The following is a 19,599-nucleotide window of genomic DNA, read 5'->3' as shown; positions in this document are numbered from 1 at the left end:
TGGCCAATGGATACTCAAGAAAAAGGCTTAATAGCCTGGTTTGCACGCAACCCTGTTGCGGCAAACTTGCTGATGATTTTTATCCTTGTCGGTGGTTTACTAACTGCATTTACAATTCAAAAACAACTTTTTCCACAGGGCAAAAACTACTGGCTAAGTATTCAAGCAGTCTACCCAGGGGCTGCCCCACAAGAGGTAGAAGAAGGTATTACCATCAAAGTTGAAGAGTCGATGGAAGGCCTTGAAGGAATAAAACGACTGATAACCTACTCAAATAGAGGCTTCTCTCAAACTTGGATTGAAGTAGACCACCAGTACGAACCAAAAGAAGTACTAGATGAAGTCAAAATGCAAGTTGACGCAATCTCAACGTTTCCTGCTGGTATGGAACGCCCTGTTATTCGCAATGAGAAAAATGAACAAGAAGTAATGTTACTCACTTTGAATGGTGACATGAGCTTTCAAGAGCTAAAACGCCTTGGTAACAATTTGCATGATGAAATGCTGGCTTTACCCGGCGTCAACTTGATCTCATTTAACAGTGGCCTTGATTATGAGATAGGCATAGAAGTAAGCCCTGATAAATTGCGTGAATATGGGCTGACCTTTAGAAATATTGCGGATGCCGTACGTAATTACTCAGCAAATATGTCCGCAGGTCAGATCCGTTCGGATAATGGTTATATTTCAATGCGAGTGGAAAACCAGGCCTATCGCGGTCACGATTTCGAGCAGCTGCCGCTAATAACATTAGAAGATGGCGCACAAATTCGTTTAGGTGACGTCGCTACAATATCTGATGGCTTTGAAGAAGGCCTGATGTACTCACTGTACAATGGCAAAAACTCGCTTATTTATGAAGTGCGTGCGTCGAAAGATCAAGACATCACCAACATTGCTGGGATCATTAAAAACTACTTAAAAGAAAAGCAAGGCCAATTACCCCAAGGCGTTAAATTAGAACCATTTTTAGACTTTACCTACTACCTAGAAGGTCGCCTTAACATGATGATTGAAAACATGATCATCGGTGGCGCACTGGTTATGCTAATGCTGGCACTATTTTTAAGAATTCGCTTGGCATTTTGGGTCATGATGGGGTTACCGGTTTCTTTCTTAGGTGCGTTTTTACTCATGCCAGCCGGGTCCGTTGATATTACAATTAACCTTGCTTCTTTATTTGCCTTTATTCTCGTACTCGGTATTGTGGTAGATGACGCTATCGTTGTTGGTGAATCCGCGCATGCTGAAATAGAAAAACATGGCCATAGCTTAGATAATGTAGTGCGTGGCGTTAAACGAGTTGCAGTGCCAGCAACTTTTGGTGTACTGACCACCATAGCTGCATTTTTCCCACAAACCCTCTCTACTGGGCCTGAAGCCGCTTTCTCAAAAGCCATTGGCGGTGTCATCATTCTTTGCTTAATCTTCTCACTGATTGAGTCAAAGCTAATTTTACCCGCTCACCTTGCAGCAATGAAAGACAAGCCGAGTAACCCGAACAACCCATTCCACCGCTTGCGCGAAGCATTAGACAACGGTTTAAAACACTTTATCGAAAACATCTACAGACCTTGTATTGAAAAGTGTATTCATTACCGCTATACCGTGATTGTTGGTTTTGTGTGTATTTTGATTGTCAGTGCTGGCCTGTTTATGGGTGGCTTTATCAAATTTGTCGCTAATCCGAAAATTCCTCATGATTTTCCAAGCATTCGAGTGGAGATGAACCTGTCATCTTCTGAGACTGCAACACTTGAAACAATCAATAAGATTGAAACCATGTTGAATCAGGTTGAACAGCAAATTGAAGAAGAATACGACCAAGTAATGGTTAAAAACTTCGCTGTAAACATGAATGGTAGAACCAATGCGACGATTCGCGCGGTATTAGTTGAACCCCATTTGCGACCCATAGATACATTTGAATTAAGTGCCATGTGGCGTGAAAACATGCCCCCTTTACCGGGCGTCAAAAACTTAAACATTCAAGACAGTATTTCTGACGGTGGTCGTGATGACGGAGACATTAGCTTCCGTTTAGAAGGCAAGAACAAAGACACCTTGAAAGAAGTTGCACAAAAGCTAAAAGACAAGCTCAGAACAATCGAAGGAGTCGGTGACGTAAATGATTCAATGCAGTCTGCAACCGATGAAATTCAGCTTGAATTAAAACCACTTGCTTACAGCATGGGTTTAACACTTGCCGATGTAGCTTCTCAGGTTAACTTTAGCTACTACGGTATCGAAGCACAGCGCATACTCAGAAATGGTGAAGAGATCAAAGTGATGGTCCGCTACCCTGAAGCACAGCGTGATGCCATTAGCGACATTCAAGATGTACGCATCATTTCGCCTGCCGGTGCCGAGATCCCACTGATTGAAGTTGCTGACATTAAACGCGTTGAAGGCGTAAGCAGTATTCGCCGTGAAAACTCTAAACGCACGGTCAGTGTGTGGGCGTCAATCGATACTGATAAAGCTGAGCCATTTAAAATTGCGGAGCAAATTAACGAAGAATACTTACCTAGCCTGCTTGAAAGTTACCCGGGTGTAACAGGTAATATTGCAGGTCGAATTCAAGAAGAAATGGACAGTGTTGCAGAGCAATTTAGAGACTTTGCCATCTCAATGATGATTATCTTTGCACTGCTTGCAATTCCACTTCGTTCATATTCACAACCTCTATTGATTATGTCTGTAATTCCATTTGGTGTAGTTGGCGCTGTATTTGGTCACATGGTACTTGGTATGACAATGAGTGGGCTCTCAATGTTCGGCATCATTGCAGTTGCTGGTGTTGTCGTAAATGATTCACTGGTAATGGTCGACTTTGTCAACAAAGCGCGTGAACAAGGTATGAGTATCAAAGAGGCCGTAGTTGAAGCTGGGTGCCGTCGCTTCAGAGCTATCCTATTAACATCACTAACAACCTTTATCGGTCTAGTGCCTATTATCATGGAGACTAGCTTACAGGCGCAAATTGTTATTCCAATGGCGGTATCACTGGCATTTGGTGTGTTGTTTGCCACTGTCATTACCTTATTGTTAATTCCTTGCCAATACGTGATGCTAGAGGACATTAAACGACTTGTGCGCAGAGTTTTGGGTAAGGCTAAAACAGAGCAACCACAAGTACAATCTAATGTAAATTAACCCCCTTCCCTTCCTGAACGAGCCCGGCCGAAAGGTCGGCTCTTACACTTAATTACAATCTCTAAACACTTCTCAACCCGACTATTCAGTTTTCATTCAATTCGCGAATTCTATCTTGCACATGGTTAATATTTAGATAGTATTACCTAAAATAAAAACAGCATATATTAAGGATTAAAAATGCGTAAATTACTCATAGCTCCATTGATCGGTATCCTCAGTGCATGCGGCGGTGGCGGAGGTGGAGGTTCAAACAATAGTGAGCCATCCCGCCCTAACACCAATGTAAATCAAGCACCTACAATTGCTTTAGCCGGAGAAAGCATCGCGCTTTCAAAAGAGTCAATCACCTTAACAACTCAATTTAGAGATCCGGAACAAGATACCTTAACTGTCAACTGGAAAAGTTCTCTTTCCGACGTAACATTCCAACAAAACTCTCTAGCTGAAACCGTTATTTCATTTCCTACGGTGACCGAAAAGCAATCTGTGGTGATCACTTGTGAGGTATCAGATGGCGTGAACCCGACTGTCACAAGGAATTTCAACGTGACGCTATACCCTGAGACTATCGGTGCCCAAATTGAAATGCTTGACGAATATCAGTTCAAAGGAGAGAGCGAAGTCAGTATCAATGTACCTTTTAAGACAACTTCAGAAATTGAAGAGGTATCTTGGAGTATAGAAAACTTTGAACCAGATCATCAGGAAGTGATCAATAGCCTAACGTCTGATCATGGAGACTCAACATTGAAGCTTCAACTTCCTTCGGTAAGCGAAGTATTAGAGTTTTATTTAACGATCACTATCAAAACCAAAGAAGGTGTACACAATCAGACTGCACGCGTTAAGGTCTCTCCAGCGGATGGTCCTTCTTTAACGGTTTCACTGCCACAAAACTTATCCGTATCCTCAAAAGGTCAGTTAAGTATTGTGCCTACCATTTCGAATTCTGACGAGGTAACCTCTTACCAGTGGCTATGGGAACCAAACCCTCAACCAACAGATCCAACTGCCACCAAAAAGATTTATCAGTTCATTGCGCCAAATGTTGAGCAAGACACCGACTTTACCGTGTCATTAAACGTCACAATGAAAGGAGATGTAAAGCAATCAGCCACGACACAGGTAAAAGTTAAGTCAATACCCGCTCACAACACATTGACACTGACCAGCTCACATGAGATTGCAACAGTTGGCCAGACAGTGATCATAAAAAGTGATTTAGAAGACACCACGGATGTAAAGTCTATAGCTTGGGATATTAATAATGGCTTTGATAAAGCCATGTATGCTCAAGAGCATAACCAACTTACCATAGAGATCCCACCAACGAATGACGTCAAAAAGTATCATACTGTTTCTTACACCGTTGAGTATAATTCAGGCGTTGTGCAAGAATCGCAAATACCGCTCGTTTATCTGAGTAAATCAGCCGCTGAAAACGATATTAAGCTTGCCGATAGATATCAAGAGTTTTCAATTTACCCACAAAGAGAAGTCACAGCCAACTACACACTAACAAGCAGCGTGCCTTTAGACGATGTCCGCGTTGTCTCGTCATGGGACACATATACCTACGATAAGCTTGAGGCAAAGCTGGCTGGTGATAATTTAGCCATAACAGTACTTAAAAACGAGCCTATATCAGCTGGGACACGATTTTTCAAAGTGCTAACCAAAGCCGGCGCCGCTGAAAAGGAGTTTTCTATAACTGCGCAGGCTTACGACTCTTTGTTACGTGCCTACTCAGGTGTAGATGAAGTATTCATTGCTGGAAGAAGTATTTCTGTCTTTGGGCAATTGCTCCATGCTGACAATAAGAATGATTACATTGCCAATTGGGCTTCAGATACTCTGCGTTTTGAATTTGTAAATGCTCAATCCCCCATAAATACAGCAACAATGCGAGATATCTTCCGACCTGAATCAGAAAGAGTAAAACTCATACTATCCAGCCAGGATGAAAATAATACCGAAACAAAAAGCGAGTTAGCTGTCGAGTTTGTTGAGAATTTAACTTTAAATGGCGAAGTCTATGACTGCAAAGTAAAAGACAGGGTATTACAACAATGCACGAGTGAAAATGGACAGGTACATTTTTCAACTCCACCAGAGCAACTGAAGCAAGTGGTAACTCGAGGCAGCTATGTTTGCTTGTTAGGCTATGATGGAACAGTTCAATGTGATGGCTTCAAAGATAACCCAGCTCTCGAAGTACCTAACCTTGAACCTGTCGCGAGACTCAATGCCGTCGATACAGAAACTGTATGTGCGCAGTTTGCAAACACAAGCTGGCAGTGCTGGGGCAGCAAGGCCACAAAAATTGAAGACTTAATCAAGCAATCAGGCCAAGTGCACCAAATTTTGAGTGTCAATGATCAAACCTGCCTCGTCAGCGATGGCCAAATACATTGTTATCAAGGAGAAGAGAAAGTATTCGAAAGCGCAGGTAGATTCGTATCTACATTGCTGATGAAGGATGAAAAGATATGCTACAAAACCAAACGCGCATATTCCGCTAACTGTCCACTCGACTAATAACCTACTCTGCTCACCTTTGTGAATTCAAAGGTGAGCACTAAATAAAAGCTTAATTACAATCAATCATAAAGATAATATATTTATACTATTTAAGACTTAAAGATTAGGTTATTTTAACTAGTTTTCTTTACAAACGCTGTGAATGAAGACAAACTAGAGCTAGTGTCTCGCAACTATCTCGTATTATGAAATTATTCGCTTTAATCCTCGCGTGTATGACTCTTTTTTTAACCGGTTGTGGCAATGAAGATGCTGGCCGAGGTGACAAAGATACACCTGGATATACTGCAACCATGTACTTCGATGCCCTTTATAATCGCAAAGACATGAATGCAGCGCTTAAATTAGCTACACCTAGACTCGCACGTATCATGCGCTCTTATGGTACCCCTTCTCAATTCACTAGAAACTTAGTCAATATGCAATTTGACCATGTCACAATCGAACTAGACATGACCAACAAAAGTCTTCGTGAGCAATATGGTACAAATGCGAAAGTAAACCTCATATTCACTGGCAAACTGCATGGCAATCAAATTGACGATATGCGCAGCGTGCAAATGATAAAACGTAAGGGCGACTGGTACGTAGATAAAATAAACCCAGACCCTTACGCTAGATAATATTAACTTGATTAAGCGCTTGTGGCATCAACGCTCAGCGCTTCATCACGAACGGTTAACCACTCTTCCAGCATTTGCTTGTCACCTTCGGAAAAAACCCCAGCTTCGCATGCGGCGCAGAGTTGATCTGCGATGGATTGATTATACAAAGTCATGCTGTGCTTTTTTTGCCACCTTAAAAAGTCATGATAAGCATTGTCGGTTTTTTTAGACAGGGCTAACGCACGTTCTAGTTTCTCGAGGCCAGGCATGTTTTGGGAATGGCAAAATGCGCTTATTCGCATTCGCGTTGTCTGGTTTTCATTGATACTCGCACATACTGATTTTACTTGCTCATCGGAGATCCCTAGCGCCCTTGTACCGATTGGGAAATACAAACGCTTGGCTATAGTGCGCAACCCTCTGGGCAAAAAGTTATCAATAAAGCTTTTTACCGCTGTGCTATAACCAGATAAATGATAAGACATTGCTGCGTGCAGCAACGGCAAATCACCACATTGGTGACCATCATCTTCAAACTTTTTCAATACACATGAAGCCAAATACAAATGACTTAACATGTCACCTAAGCGAGCAGATTGCATTTCTCGATACTTCAGCTTGCCGCCTAATCTCAGCATGGCGATATCACTTAAAGAAGACAGCACTTGGCTATACCAAGTTAATTTTTGGTAATATCGCGCCACCTCTCCACTCACTGGGCTGCGAACAAAGCGAGCGGCCGTGATACCATTTAAAAGTGCTTTCACCGCATTTTTACCAGAGTGAACAATATGCGAAATCAACAACTTATCAAATGATTTGAGTCCCTGATCGACATCTGTCATTTGTGCCGCTTCCATTTCCCTTAGTATAAACGGATGGCAACGACTCGCCCCTTGGCCAAATATCATCAGGTTGCGAGTCAAAATATTAGCGCCTTCGACTGTGATGCTTATCGGCATGCCAGCATAATGATAAGCCAGATAATTTAGCGGACCTTTTTGTATCGCTTTGCCGCCATGAATATCCATTGCATCATTAATGATCACTCTCGCTTGTTCAGTTAGGTGGTATTTAGCAATTGCTGTGATCACCGATGGTTTTTTCTTTAGATCAACCGCCAATGCGGTGTTTTCTCTTGCAGCTTCAATGCTATAGGCTAATCCATAAATGCGTGCAGCAGAGCTTTGAACCCCTTCAAACTGCCCTATCGGTTGTTTAAACTGATACCGTAACTGACTATATGCGGAAGTTGATTTTGCGCATAACTGCGCAGTTCCTGCGCTTAGCGCAGGTAGAGAAATCCCCCGTCCGGCGCTCAGGCAAGAAACTAACATGCGCCAGCCTTTGCCCACACCACTTTGCCCACCTATCACCCAGTCGATAGGTATAAAGACATCTTGGCCTGACGTCGTACCATTCATAAATGCAAGGCCCATAGGGTCATGGCGGTCACCGCAATTCACGCCAGTGTGAGACGTGGGGATCAACGCACACGTAATACCACATTCAAGTTGCTCACCCAGTAATTTATCTGGGTCATAAACTTTAAACGCTAATCCAAGCACATCCGCCACTGGCGCAAGCGTAATATAACGTTTTGACCAACTTACCCTTAACCCTAGTACACTTTTCCCTTCAAGCTCTTGGTGACATACCGTCGCGTGATCCGTTATCCCACCCGCATCAGAACCTGCATGAAGAGAAGTTAAAGCAAAGCAAGGTAGCGTCTCACCACTTGCCAGTTTAGGTAACCAATTTTGCTGCTGTTCTTGAGTACCAAAATGTAACAGCAGTTCCGCAGGCCCCAAGCTGTTAGGAACCATCACAGTGACAGCAGCAGATAAACTCCTTGTAGCAATAGTAGATACAATCACAGAATTTGCTTGCGCACTAAACTCTTTACCGCCAAAGCTTTTCGGAATGATCAACGAGAAAAAGCCCTTTTCTTTTAAAAATTGCCATGTGTTTTCTGACAGATCTCCTCGCGCTGTAATTTCAGACTCGTCAAGCATACCCATAAGTGTATTTAATTCATTATTTACGAATGCGATTTCTTCATCAGATAATCGAGGTCGTCCTGATTTAAGCCACATATTCCAATCCGGCTTGCCACTAAATAAACTTGCATCCCACCAAGTATCTCCTGCCTTCATCGCTTCTTTTTCTGTATCAGATAATTCAGGCAAGGCACGTTTAAAATAATTAAATGTGGGAGTCGATATCCATTTAATTCGAATGTCCTTGACCGAAAATATAATCCATATTGCAATAATCAATAATAAAATTAGCCACATAAGAGTTGTTCCCCAACTGAGTATTAACGATAAGTATGGATGAAAAATCGGCTAACTCAATAATTCACGAATTTTGATAAGCCCGTTGATTACGCGCCCATTCACTATTTTGTATGAACTTTGAGACGAGCTAATTGAGCACCGGTAAAGAGGCTGTTATCATCAGCGCTCTCTATAACAAAAAGTGAAAACATATGTCAGCAAAATTTAAACTCAGCCTAAGCGCTATTTTTGTCGCTGGGGCACTCTCACTGAGTGGCTGTAACTCAACAACAAGTGAAAAACTAACAGAGAAAGACGCAGAAGTATTTCTTGCTGAAGCAGAAAAGCAATTACAGGACCTATCTGTAAGAAGCAGTCGTGCTGCATGGATTTATGCCAACTTTATTACTGAAGACACCGCGGCACTGTCGGCTGAAGTAAGCCGAGAGTATACTGCTGCACTTGTAGCGCTTGCCAACGAAGCGGCTAAATTTGACGACCTTGAACTAAATTATGATAACCGCCGTAAGCTTGATAAGTTAAAACTGAACTTAACGCTTCCAGCACCAAAAGATCCGCAAAAAACGGCTGAATTAGCACAACTCTCTGCTGAGCTTGATGGTTTATATGGTAAAGGCAAGTACTGCAAAGACGGTAAATGTATGAGCCTTGGCGACATGACTGCTAAAATGGCAACCAGCCGCAACTACGAAGAGCTCCTCGATATCTGGCAAGGTTGGCGCGAAGTTTCAAAACCAATGAGACCGCTGTATAGCGACCTTGTGTCATTGGCCAATGAAGGCGCTAATGAACTTGGCTATGCAGACACAGGCGCAATGTGGCGAAGCAAATACGACATGCCAGCGGATGACTTTGCCAAAGAGTTAGATCGTATTTGGGGCCAAGTTAAGCCACTATACAACTCTCTACACTGCCACGTTCGCGCTAAATTGGGCGAAAAATACGGTGAAGATAAAGTTCCTCAAGACCAGCCTATTCCAGCTCACTTGCTTGGCAACATGTGGGCACAAACTTGGGGTAACGTATACGACCTAGTTGCACCTCAAAATGCAGATCCTGGCTACGACCTAACAGAGCTGTTAAAGCAACATGATTACGATGCGCTTAAGATGACTAAAGGCGCAGAAAAGTTCTTTACATCAATGGGTTTTGAACCATTACCAGAGACATTCTGGACTCGTTCATTGTTCTTAAAGCCAAAAGATCGCGATGTGCAGTGTCATGCTTCAGCATGGAACTTGGACAACAAAGACGATTTACGAATCAAAATGTGTATCCAGCAAACAGGTGAAGAGTTCTCAGTCATTCACCACGAGTTAGGCCACAACTTCTATCAACGCGCTTACAACAAACTGCCACTGTACTACCAAGAGAGTGCGAATGACGGCTTCCACGAAGCTATCGGCGACACGATTGCACTTTCAGTAACGCCTGGTTATTTGAAAGAAATTGGTTTACTAGAGCAAGTACCTGATGAGTCTAAAGACATTGGTCTACTTATGAAAATGGCAATGGATAAAATTGCATTTATCCCATTTGGTTTGCTCGTTGACCAGTGGCGTTGGAAAGTTTATTCCGGTGAAATTAGCCCTGAACAGTACAACCAAGCGTGGTGGGACCTACGTGAAAAGTACCAAGGTGTACAAGCGCCTGTAGCGCGTACCGAAAATGATTTTGACCCAGGTGCTAAATATCACGTTCCTGGTAATGTACCATATACGCGTTACTTCCTAGCACACATCCTGCAATTTGAGTTCCACAAGTCGCTGTGTGAAATCGCTGGCAGCAAAGAAGCGATTCACCGTTGCTCAGTATACAACTCGAAAGAAGCTGGTGAGCGTTTAAATACTATGTTGGAAATGGGTAGCAGCCGCCCATGGCAAGAAGCACTTGAAACCGTTACTGGTAACAAGCAAATGGATGCAACAGCCATCTTAGATTACTTCGCGCCACTTCAAGCATATCTAGATGAGCAAAACAAAAATCGTCAGTGTGGTTGGTAACAACTTTTTACTGTCATGACAAAAGCGCAGCATTTTGCTGCGCTTTTTGTTTCTGTTGCTATATTCTGCAACACTTTTTCCTTTCTCCTCTGGTAAATTCAAGCTAATGTATTGATCTAAATGAGGAGACTATATGAATCTACAACGCACTTGGCTATTTGGCCAATTTGAACTTACCCGCCTATTTGCCACAAAACGAGGCTGGTTGGCTATCGCCGCATTCTCTCTCGTATGGCTCATGGTATTACGTTACCCAATTTATAATGCGGTCCCTTTCATTAACAGCTATGAGTTTTCTGATATTGTTGGCCAAATAGCTGGCACCATAGGGTTGTCTGCGCTCGTTTCTTGGCCTGAAGCTGAACTCGCAATGTTTTGGATTATTGGCCTGTTCACTTTTCCAATGTTTGCCGTGTTCGTCACCGCAGATCAGACCGTTGGGGATAGAAACCGGGGCACGCTCAGATTTTTGACAATGCGAAGTACTCGGTTGGAAATACTACTGGGTCGCTTTATTGGCCAAGTGATGATTTTAGCCGCCTTGATTGCACTGGTTACAGTAGCAACGCTCATCATGCTACTCTATCGTGATGCCAGCTTACTTACTTCTGCATTTGCCAAGTCGATCGCTATTTGGAGCAAGTTACTGCTTACTTGTCTGCCATTTATTGCGCTTATGAGCCTCTTGAATTTAATTAATAACTCGGCACGAATGAGCATTGTATTCGCTATTTTGTTTTTTACTTTAATCGCTTCTGTGATCGGTTATGTCGGCGCTCAATATCCGATATTAAGTTGGTTAAACTACATTATCCCGGGACATCAAATTGCAGAGCTGACTGGCTGGCAAAACACACCGTTATTCTCTTATGCGCTCCCGGCGTGTCAAACAGCGATACTCTTGGGTGCAGCACATGTTTTACTGAAAGGGAGAGATCTATGAGCACAGTTATTGAAGTAAAGTCACTGAGCAAGACTTTTGGTACAAAACGGGCTTTAGACAATGTTGAATTCAAAATAGAAAAAGGCAGCACAGTCGCCCTCGTTGGTCCCAATGGAGCGGGAAAAACAACACTATTTAGTATTGTGTGTGGGTACTTAAAACCAAGTAGCGGAACGATAGATATCCTTGGTCATCAGCCCGGAGATGCTAGCTTATTCGATAAAATTTCAGCATTACCACAGGATGCACAGTTGGACCCTAAGTTTTCAGTGTTACAGCAGCTCACCTTTTTTGCCAAACTACAGGGCATGTCGGGCAAAGCGGCGCTTGAAGATACAAAGCGCGTGTTAACATTGGTAGATTTGGCACATGTTGCAAACTCAAAAACAAGCGAGTTGTCTCATGGCATGCGTAAACGCGTATGTATCGCACAAGCATTGCTTGGGAGTCCAGAAATAGTGCTTCTAGATGAAGCAACCGCAGGTTTAGATCCGAAAAATGCAAAAGCCATTCGCAGCCTTATCGCATCCTTACAAGGTGACATCACGTTCATTTTAAGCTCCCATGATCTCAGTGAGCTGGAACGCCTTTGTGATACAGTGCTTTATTTGGAGCAAGGACAACTCTCCAGCCACCAAAGCGATTTACATAAAACTGAGCAAGGTAGCTTTGTGACCCTGCAAATGCTCAACTTGGATGCAGATATGCAGGATAAAATCTCCAACCTAGCGGGTGTGCGTCACATCAAACAAACTCAATCAGATGAACTCGTCATTGAATATACAAAACAGCCACAACCATTTGACTTATCTTTACTGGCTTTAATTCACGAGCATAAGTGGACATACAAACAGCTTGTCAACGGCCGTACTTTAGAGAATCAGTTGTTTGTTGATTAAGGCAAGGCCCAATTACAGACCTCACGTGATGTGTTTCTTTTAACCTGTTTGGGATAGTATGGAAACTTTACGTTTGGTCTGTTACGTTAAACTAAAGTGGCAATGTGCACTTTTATGCAAACCCTTTTATGAGAAGTTAGACATAAGATTCTCATAAACTGGAAAATTGCTCCCCTATTAAAAGCATGCTTTTATAATATGTTTTTTATGGTTTATGTAGTCAAACTACCTACTGTTGTCTTATAAAGTTGCGAACAGAGGCCAAGCCAGACATTAATAAAGGCAGACCTCCGTTATTTGCAGCAATTCATATGACAGATATTATTGCTTCTGTGTAGTTATGGTTGACCCTCAGTGCACCCCCGCGAGCCTACACACTTTCTACATGACAGTGTAGGAGCGTCACATGCAAATTGTGTAAACCAGTTTCCAGCTCCAGCAGCAACCTGTGGTGTCATTTCATTGGGAAAGGCGTTTGCGTCGCGGGATAAATTTATGACTTTCTTTTTGTTTAGTTTTAATTTCATGTTTTACACCCTGTTTTTAGTTTGTTTTATTTAGGTTAACGCTATTAAATTAAACAGCAAAGAAAAATTGCATACAATATTCAATTAATCTTATCTTCGAATGGATAGAAAAAATTACCCGGTACTTGTTACTGATTCAGAGCTGAACGATTTGGGAGTTAATAAAATGGCTTAGTTATTTATTTGAAGAGCGTAGTTTTTGGCCCTGATAACAATAGGTCTTTAAATCAGATAATATATGCAACACGCATAGGTGAATCAGCCGCTGGGATTCCAAGTTAACGCAATATGTCACATCGAGATATACCGAGCTCAACAATAAAAAGCTCAATGTATCAGCCAGTTATTATTAAACTAAACCTTGACCATCCCTATAATGAAACTGATATATTGGCTTTTTATATCAAGGAGATGTCGATGCAGTTTGTTCAGTTACACAGCCAAAGTGCGGGTCTTGCAGAGCTATTCGAAGAAATAGATCTCTTAATGAATAGTTTGTACCCTGCTGAAGCCAATGATTTAGTGCCAATAAGTGAGATAGACAGCCCACAAACCTATATCATAGGCCACTATGATAACGGTGAACTAGTCGCGTGTGGCAGTTTTGTCTTAAAAGAGGATATTGGCGTATATGCCGAGTTAAAACGTATCTATGTCAAGCCATCACAACGTGGAAGAGGAATGGCGAAAGCCATACTTGAACACCTGATTATGCAAACTAAGCGTAAAAAGGTCCGCGAAATAAAATTAGAAACCGGGGATCAACAAACCGCAGCCATCAAGCTCTACGAGTCTTTTGGTTTTAGGCATTGTGGTGCATTTGGCCAGTATAACGCAGAACCTAGCTCAGTTTTTATGCAGCTCGTATTAGACGACGGTCAACAATGAGTAAATTGACTTGCCATTGGTAAATACGCTGTATCTAATACACAGGCAACAATACAAAATAAGTAATCACCAGTATGAAAACAGCAATAGTACTTGGCGCCACAGGCCTTATAGGCCAAAGTGTTACCCAAATTTTGGCGCAGCAGCCAGTCATTGAAAAAGTTGTTGCAGTTACGCGACGACCCATTCAGTATGACTCAGAAAAAATCGTCAATGAAGTTGTCAACTTTGAAAAGCTAAATCACTATCAGCACATTTTCCAAGGACATATGCTGTTTTCATGTCTGGGCACAACACGCAAACAGGCGGGTTCAATAGCCGAGCAAAGGCGTGTTGATTTCGACTACCAATATCAGGCAGCAAGTCTCGCTGCATACAATCAGGTTGAGCACTATTTACTGGTTTCATCGAGTGGCGCGAATGCAAATAGCGTCAGCCCTTACCTAAAAATGAAAGGCGAGCTGGAGCAAAACATAAAACAACTCGGGTTTAAGCACCTCAGTATTTTTCAACCTTCCTTGCTCATTGGTCACAGACCAGATACTCGAATAGCTGAAACCATAGGTAATCACTTGCTGCCCTTAATTTGCAAACTACCTGGGTTACACAAGTATCGGCCTATTTCAGGTGTCCAAGTCGCCACAAAAATGGTCTCTGTCGCGATGTCAGGGCCACCTCCCTATGAAACATATAGGCTTGATGAGATATTTAAGAGCTAGGGACATTGCGAGGCTATGACAACAATACCAATTTAGTGTCAATGAAGCATTTTACGCAAAGAGCAACGGTCTTGCTGTGATCGCAAGGCCGTATGGTTTTGTGTGACTAACATTAATTCAATCAATTTCCTTTGCCGATCTGAGTTGCATAACCTGCACACTGACACTGGATGATTTGGCCTTTTACACGTACCCGCCATTTTAGTTTGGTGTCTGATGCCTTAGTACCAGCATCAAACTTATGGGTTAAATTTCGCTCGCATGCTAACGTTTCTGCGCTTGATTCCCTTTCGCCCGTTTGCAAAAGTGGATATCCCAGCTCAACACACGCTCCCAAGACGTATTGATTTTCATCTTGAGTTACATTGTGAACTTCTTTACCATGAGAATCAGATTTAGGGGTTTGACTTGACTCCTCCTGGACTGGTTGTTGATTTTGCTTTCCTTCACATCCTGCTAGCAACATACTTAATAAAACGTAAGTTGTAACAATTGATAATGCGTTTAATTGAACCCAACTTGGCATAGATATTCTGCTCCCTTGCACGCTTCCTGAACTTAGTTTTATTGTAGAAGCTAGGCCACAACATGCCGTTAAATTTCTTCATTTCCGCCAACTTTCCCTTGAAAAGGTACTTGTGTAACATGCAAATCATTGGTTTCACTCCATCTTAACCTTGCTGTATACTAGTTCCCAATCCCTCGTCAAAAATGTGAAAGCAAATACAATTTCCGAGAACAGCATGACCAAAAACGCGCCAAATACTTCACTAATTCAAGAATTAAAGTCTATTGTCGGTAACAGCTTTGTACTGACTGATGACACCAAAAAGCAACCATATACCAAAGGATTTCGTTTTGGTTCAGGTGAAGCCCTTGCTGTTATCAGACCAGCAACTCTTTTGGAAATTTGGCAAGCGTTAAAAGCATGTGTTGCAGCTGATGTGATTGTGATCATGCAAGCAGCCAATACGGGCCTGACTGGTGGTTCAACACCTGATGGCAAAGATTATGATCGCCCCATCATCATCATTAGCACTATGCGTATTGACAGTATTCAGCTAATAGATAATGCCAAGCAAATTGTCGGACTAGCTGGCAGCACCTTGTTTGGCCTAGAGGACACGCTTGCACCTCACGGTCGAGAGCCGCATTCTGTAATTGGCTCATCATGTATTGGGGCATCAATTGTCGGCGGAATTTGTAATAACTCAGGGGGGGCTTTGGTACAGCGTGGCCCAGCCTATACTGAGTTGTCACTTTTTGCGCAAATTGACGAACAGGGTAACTTGTCACTAGTCAATAATTTAGGCATTAACTTGGGCGATACACCCGAAGAGATATTGACTAATTTGCAAGCGCAAAACTACACAGATGCTGATGTTCAGTTCCCAGAACTTAGAGCATCTGATGATGAATACCATGAACGTGTTAGAGATGTCGATGCAGAGACACCTTCGCGCTTTAACAATGATGGACGCCGCTTATACGAATCATCTGGTTGTGCTGGCAAACTTGCTGTTTTTGCTGTTCGATTAGACACCTATCCGGTACCTGAAAAACACCAAGTCTTTTATGTCGGTACTAATGACCCATCCGTGTTAGCTCAGATCCGTCGCGACATCCTATCTAAATTTGAAAACTTGCCAGTCTCTGGTGAATATCTGCATAGGGATTGTTATGACGCCTCTAAGAAATACGGTAAAGATACGTTCTTAGTAATAGATAAGCTAGGGTCTAAATATATTCCAAAGATGTTTGGCATCAAACGTACTGTTGATCGTATTGCTGACAACTTTAAGTTTTTACCCAGCAAGTTTTCTGATCGAATTATGCAATATCTAAGCTGTTTATGGCCTAACCACTTGCCAAAACGTATGGAAGAGTATCGTGACCGCTATGAACACCACTGGATTGTAGAGATGAGCAATGCAGGTGTTGCAGAAGCAAAAGCATACTTTGATGAATTCTTTAAAACGAATGATGGCAACTACTTTGAGTGTACTGAAGACGAAGGTGAAAAGGCCATACTACATCGCTTTGTAGCAGGCGGTGCGATAGGCCGAATGCAGACTATGAACAGCAAAGAAATGGGTGCCATCATGACCATTGATGTAGCCTTTCCGCGCAATGAAACCGATTGGTTCGAACAACTGCCTCCAGAAATAGATGAGCAGATCGCCGTTAAACTATACTATGGGCATTTGTTCTGCCACGTCATGCACCAAAACTACATTATGAAACCGGGCGTAGATGCCAAGGCAGTTAAAAATAAAATCTTAGAGACATTTGATAAGCGTGGCGCCGAATACCCTGCTGAGCACAATGTCGGGCATGAATATTTTGCGAAAGATGCACTGAAATCCTTCTACAAAAAGCTTGATCCTACCAACTCATTCAATCCGGGCATCGGTAAAACAAGCAAGTGTAAACACTGGCACGAACACACAGACAAATAACCTCCGTGGCTGCAATATTATGATAGTTAAGCCTCTGATATTGCAGCCCCAAAACAACATCTAACTCATCTGAGTTAAACGTCACATTATTCGCGATGAATTAAAAATTTTATATAATCTATTTGAAATATTTTTGATACACTATATCGCTATTAAAAATATTCAAGTACTTAGAATTATGAACCACCCTGTAAAACTCAGTGCACTGGCCTTATGTACCTTACTAACAAGTGCCTGTAACGCAACCAATCCAAGTGATACTCAATCGGATACAGGATTGCGAGTCGTAACTTGGAATATCGAACATTTAGCGGCAGATAACACCAAAGGGTGTAAACCGAGAACACAAAATGAAATTTCTGCGCTAAAGAAATACGCAAGCTCTCTTGAAGCAGACGTTATTGCATTTCAAGAGGTTGGCTCAATCAAAGCCCTTGAAAACATTTTCGACAAATCTCAATGGCAACTGATCATATCTGATCGTAAAGACAGCCCAAGCTACACCTGCCGCGGCAATGGTTTGACATCAACACAACAAAAAGTTGCATTCGCTGTTAAAAAGCCTTTAAACGTTGAAAAAGTTATTCATCATAATCAGTTTTCAGATATACAAGTTGGGTTGAGAAGCGGCTTGGAAGTTCAAATTGGCTATGCAGGTAAAACGTTAGACTTACTTAATGTACACCTAAAAAGTGGTTGTTTTGTGGACGATTACCGCCGCTCTGACAAAAAATCGTGCCAACTACTGGCAAAGCAAGTGCCTCTGTTAGATTACTGGGTTGAATCGAAAAGCGCAGAGCAAGCCAACTTTATCGTTTTAGGTGACTTTAATCACAGACTGACCGCACCATATAACCGCGTCAGCCGCGACCTGTATTACCCAGATGGACTTGCAAATAAAGCACCAAACAATTTGTCTAAGGCGACTTTTTTTAATGCAAATCAAATGCTAACAGGTTGTCACCCATACTACCCTGCGCCTATTGACCACGTATTGGTGTCAAATACTTTGAAACCCGTCTACGTGAAAGGCAGCGTTCAATTCCATTATTTTGACAATATGGAGCCAAAGAAAATGCTCAGCGATCACTGCGCCCTTAGCATTGATCTGAACTAAAACAAATATTACAGGGGCAGACGTAAATTTTGCCCCTACTCTTTTCCACTACTTTTCTAGTTGTTCTAAAATATCGAGCACAGATTTAAACAAGCGTTTGTTTGCTAGCCCAATGTGTTGATTGACTGCTGCGCCATAAGCACCAAAACGCGCAACAACCAGCTGTTTAGAAGGGATAATTACAAGGTACTGACCTCTATGCCCACGCAGCGACACCGTGTCTTTTGGCAACTTGGGTAGCCAAAAACTCATATCATTCAACCACAGCTGCCCACCATAGTGTTTATCAACTCCCCTACTCATCATTACCTCTTTAATCCAAGTCTCTGAAACAATTTGTTCTCCATTCCAGCGGCCGTTATTTACAAACAGCTGGCCTATTTTAAGCCAGTCATGCACAGTCAAGAACATTCTCGCACCACCTCTGAGGTTACCTGCTTCATCAAATTCAGCAATTGCATTGTTGATCCCAAGCGGCGCAAAAAAGTCTTGTTGATACAGCTTATTGATAGATGATAAGTCACCGCCAGACGCATCCATTAATGCCTTGCTCAGTAGCTGAGTTGTGCCAGTCGCATACTCAAACTTGCTGCCCGGTTTGTACTCATTTGGCAGACGAGTTACGTAATTGACCGAGTCTCCCGTGTGATACCACATCGGCGCTAAATCTTCATATCCATGAATATCTGGCAATTCCGCCCATTTTACGCCAGAGCTCATATTGAGTAAGTTCTTCACCGTCATTTCATGATGACCAAACGCCAGTGACTGCTCTAAGCTGAGCTTACCTTTATCCACCAACACGCCGGTTAATAGCCCTGTTAGGGTTTTTGCCATTGACCAACTAAGCATTCTGGTATCACCTGCATGAAACTGGTCATATTGCTCTGTGACAAGCTGTCCCTTATACATTACTGCAACTGCAAATGTATTGTCGCTCCATGTATAGTCCTTATGATTTGTGGCAAAAAATGAATCTAGCGATAACGTCGGATCCAGTGCTTTTGCAATCGGGGTGCTTGGCAATTGTTGAGAGAGCATCACACCTTGAGTTTGCGCATGCAATTGGGAAGGGGTCAATTCATGGAGTAATGTACAACCGAGGCCATCTCGAAACACTGAAGTCCGCGTCAGGGTTGCGCCGTCAACCTGAGCCGCTACTGAAACCTGTTTTGCAACTTCATCAACAGTCAACACAGGTGTACTTGGCAGTGCGCCTAGTGCCTCAGGAATAACACGCTGTTTAATAAAGTCTATGGGCTCTTGTGATATAAAGTGCCTTGAACACAGTTGATTGGCGCTATAGCCCAACAATACATCCGGGTCTGAGTTACAGCCACTCAATACCACAATTGACACTAAGCTCCCCAATTTTAAAGCGATATGTTTCATATTTATTCCTTTTGTTATTCTTCGCAGCTATGACGAATAACTAAACA

The 19,599-nt window shown here is 42.4% G+C and carries 13 protein-coding genes; 10 read left to right on the top strand and 3 right to left on the bottom strand.

The genetic code is table 11. The features are described from left to right. Nucleotides 1-6 precede the first annotated feature (6 nt). The 3 genes from J8M00_RS04795 (at nucleotide 7) to J8M00_RS04785 (ending at nucleotide 6,323) form a co-directional block, all read left to right on the top strand. Nucleotides 7-3,156: an efflux RND transporter permease subunit gene (locus J8M00_RS04795; protein ID WP_211009201.1), complete on the top strand. Its 3,150-nt coding sequence runs from the start codon at nucleotides 7-9 to the stop codon at nucleotides 3,154-3,156. Between the two features lie 180 nt (nucleotides 3,157-3,336). After that, nucleotides 3,337-5,697, top strand: coding sequence for a hypothetical protein (locus J8M00_RS04790; RefSeq protein WP_211009200.1), 2,361 nt, complete (start codon nucleotides 3,337-3,339; stop codon nucleotides 5,695-5,697). Nucleotides 5,698-5,885: 188 nt separating this feature from the next. After that, nucleotides 5,886-6,323: a hypothetical protein gene (locus tag J8M00_RS04785; protein ID WP_211009199.1), complete on the top strand. Its 438-nt coding sequence runs from the start codon at nucleotides 5,886-5,888 to the stop codon at nucleotides 6,321-6,323. An 11-nt stretch (nucleotides 6,324-6,334) separates the two neighbouring features. On the opposite strand, the gene J8M00_RS04780 is transcribed toward J8M00_RS04785, so the two are convergent. Then, complete coding sequence (locus J8M00_RS04780) at nucleotides 6,335-8,602, bottom strand: acyl-CoA dehydrogenase (protein ID WP_211009198.1); 2,268 nt, start codon at nucleotides 8,600-8,602, stop codon at nucleotides 6,335-6,337. 194 nt (nucleotides 8,603-8,796) lie between these two features. Between J8M00_RS04780 and J8M00_RS04775 the strand changes: the two genes are divergently transcribed. The 5 genes from J8M00_RS04775 (at nucleotide 8,797) to J8M00_RS04755 (ending at nucleotide 14,584) form a co-directional block, all read left to right on the top strand. Further along, nucleotides 8,797-10,608 carry a M2 family metallopeptidase gene (locus J8M00_RS04775; protein WP_211009197.1) on the top strand — a complete coding sequence of 604 codons (1,812 nt, stop codon included), beginning with the start codon at nucleotides 8,797-8,799 and terminating at the stop codon, nucleotides 10,606-10,608. Nucleotides 10,609-10,741: 133 nt separating this feature from the next. Beyond that, entirely contained in the window at nucleotides 10,742-11,551 is an 810-nt protein-coding gene (locus J8M00_RS04770; RefSeq protein WP_211009196.1) for an ABC transporter permease subunit, read from the top strand. After that, the gene (locus J8M00_RS04765) at nucleotides 11,548-12,450 is read left to right on the top strand and encodes an ABC transporter ATP-binding protein (protein ID WP_211009195.1); all 903 of its coding nucleotides are present in this window, start codon (nucleotides 11,548-11,550) and stop codon (nucleotides 12,448-12,450) included. Before J8M00_RS04770 ends, J8M00_RS04765 begins: the two co-directional genes overlap by 4 nt. Before the next feature lie 944 nt (nucleotides 12,451-13,394). Next, nucleotides 13,395-13,865 carry a GNAT family N-acetyltransferase gene (locus J8M00_RS04760; protein ID WP_211009194.1) on the top strand — a complete coding sequence of 157 codons (471 nt, stop codon included), beginning with the start codon at nucleotides 13,395-13,397 and terminating at the stop codon, nucleotides 13,863-13,865. A 74-nt stretch (nucleotides 13,866-13,939) separates the two neighbouring features. Next, the gene (locus J8M00_RS04755) at nucleotides 13,940-14,584 is read left to right on the top strand and encodes an NAD(P)H-binding protein (protein ID WP_211009193.1); all 645 of its coding nucleotides are present in this window, start codon (nucleotides 13,940-13,942) and stop codon (nucleotides 14,582-14,584) included. A gap of 121 nt (nucleotides 14,585-14,705) precedes the next feature. Here the strand turns inward: J8M00_RS04755 and J8M00_RS04750 are convergent, their stop codons facing one another. Next, nucleotides 14,706-15,110, bottom strand: coding sequence for a hypothetical protein (locus J8M00_RS04750; RefSeq protein WP_211009192.1), 405 nt, complete (start codon nucleotides 15,108-15,110; stop codon nucleotides 14,706-14,708). A gap of 217 nt (nucleotides 15,111-15,327) precedes the next feature. Here J8M00_RS04750 and dld point away from each other — a divergent pair, with 217 nt between their 5' ends. Further along, nucleotides 15,328-17,043 carry a D-lactate dehydrogenase gene (gene dld / locus J8M00_RS04745; protein ID WP_211009191.1) on the top strand — a complete coding sequence of 572 codons (1,716 nt, stop codon included), beginning with the start codon at nucleotides 15,328-15,330 and terminating at the stop codon, nucleotides 17,041-17,043. A gap of 178 nt (nucleotides 17,044-17,221) precedes the next feature. After that, nucleotides 17,222-18,160 carry an endonuclease/exonuclease/phosphatase family protein gene (locus tag J8M00_RS04740; RefSeq protein ID WP_211009190.1) on the top strand — a complete coding sequence of 313 codons (939 nt, stop codon included), beginning with the start codon at nucleotides 17,222-17,224 and terminating at the stop codon, nucleotides 18,158-18,160. A 48-nt stretch (nucleotides 18,161-18,208) separates the two neighbouring features. Here the strand turns inward: J8M00_RS04740 and J8M00_RS04735 are convergent, their stop codons facing one another. Continuing rightward, nucleotides 18,209-19,552, bottom strand: coding sequence for a serine hydrolase domain-containing protein (locus J8M00_RS04735; RefSeq protein ID WP_211009189.1), 1,344 nt, complete (start codon nucleotides 19,550-19,552; stop codon nucleotides 18,209-18,211). Nucleotides 19,553-19,599 lie beyond the last annotated feature (47 nt).

Source organism: Pseudoalteromonas luteoviolacea (genome assembly GCF_018100925.1).
Classification (GTDB): domain Bacteria; phylum Pseudomonadota; class Gammaproteobacteria; order Enterobacterales; family Alteromonadaceae; genus Pseudoalteromonas; species Pseudoalteromonas obscura.
This window is presented reverse-complemented; position numbering and strand designations above follow the sequence as displayed.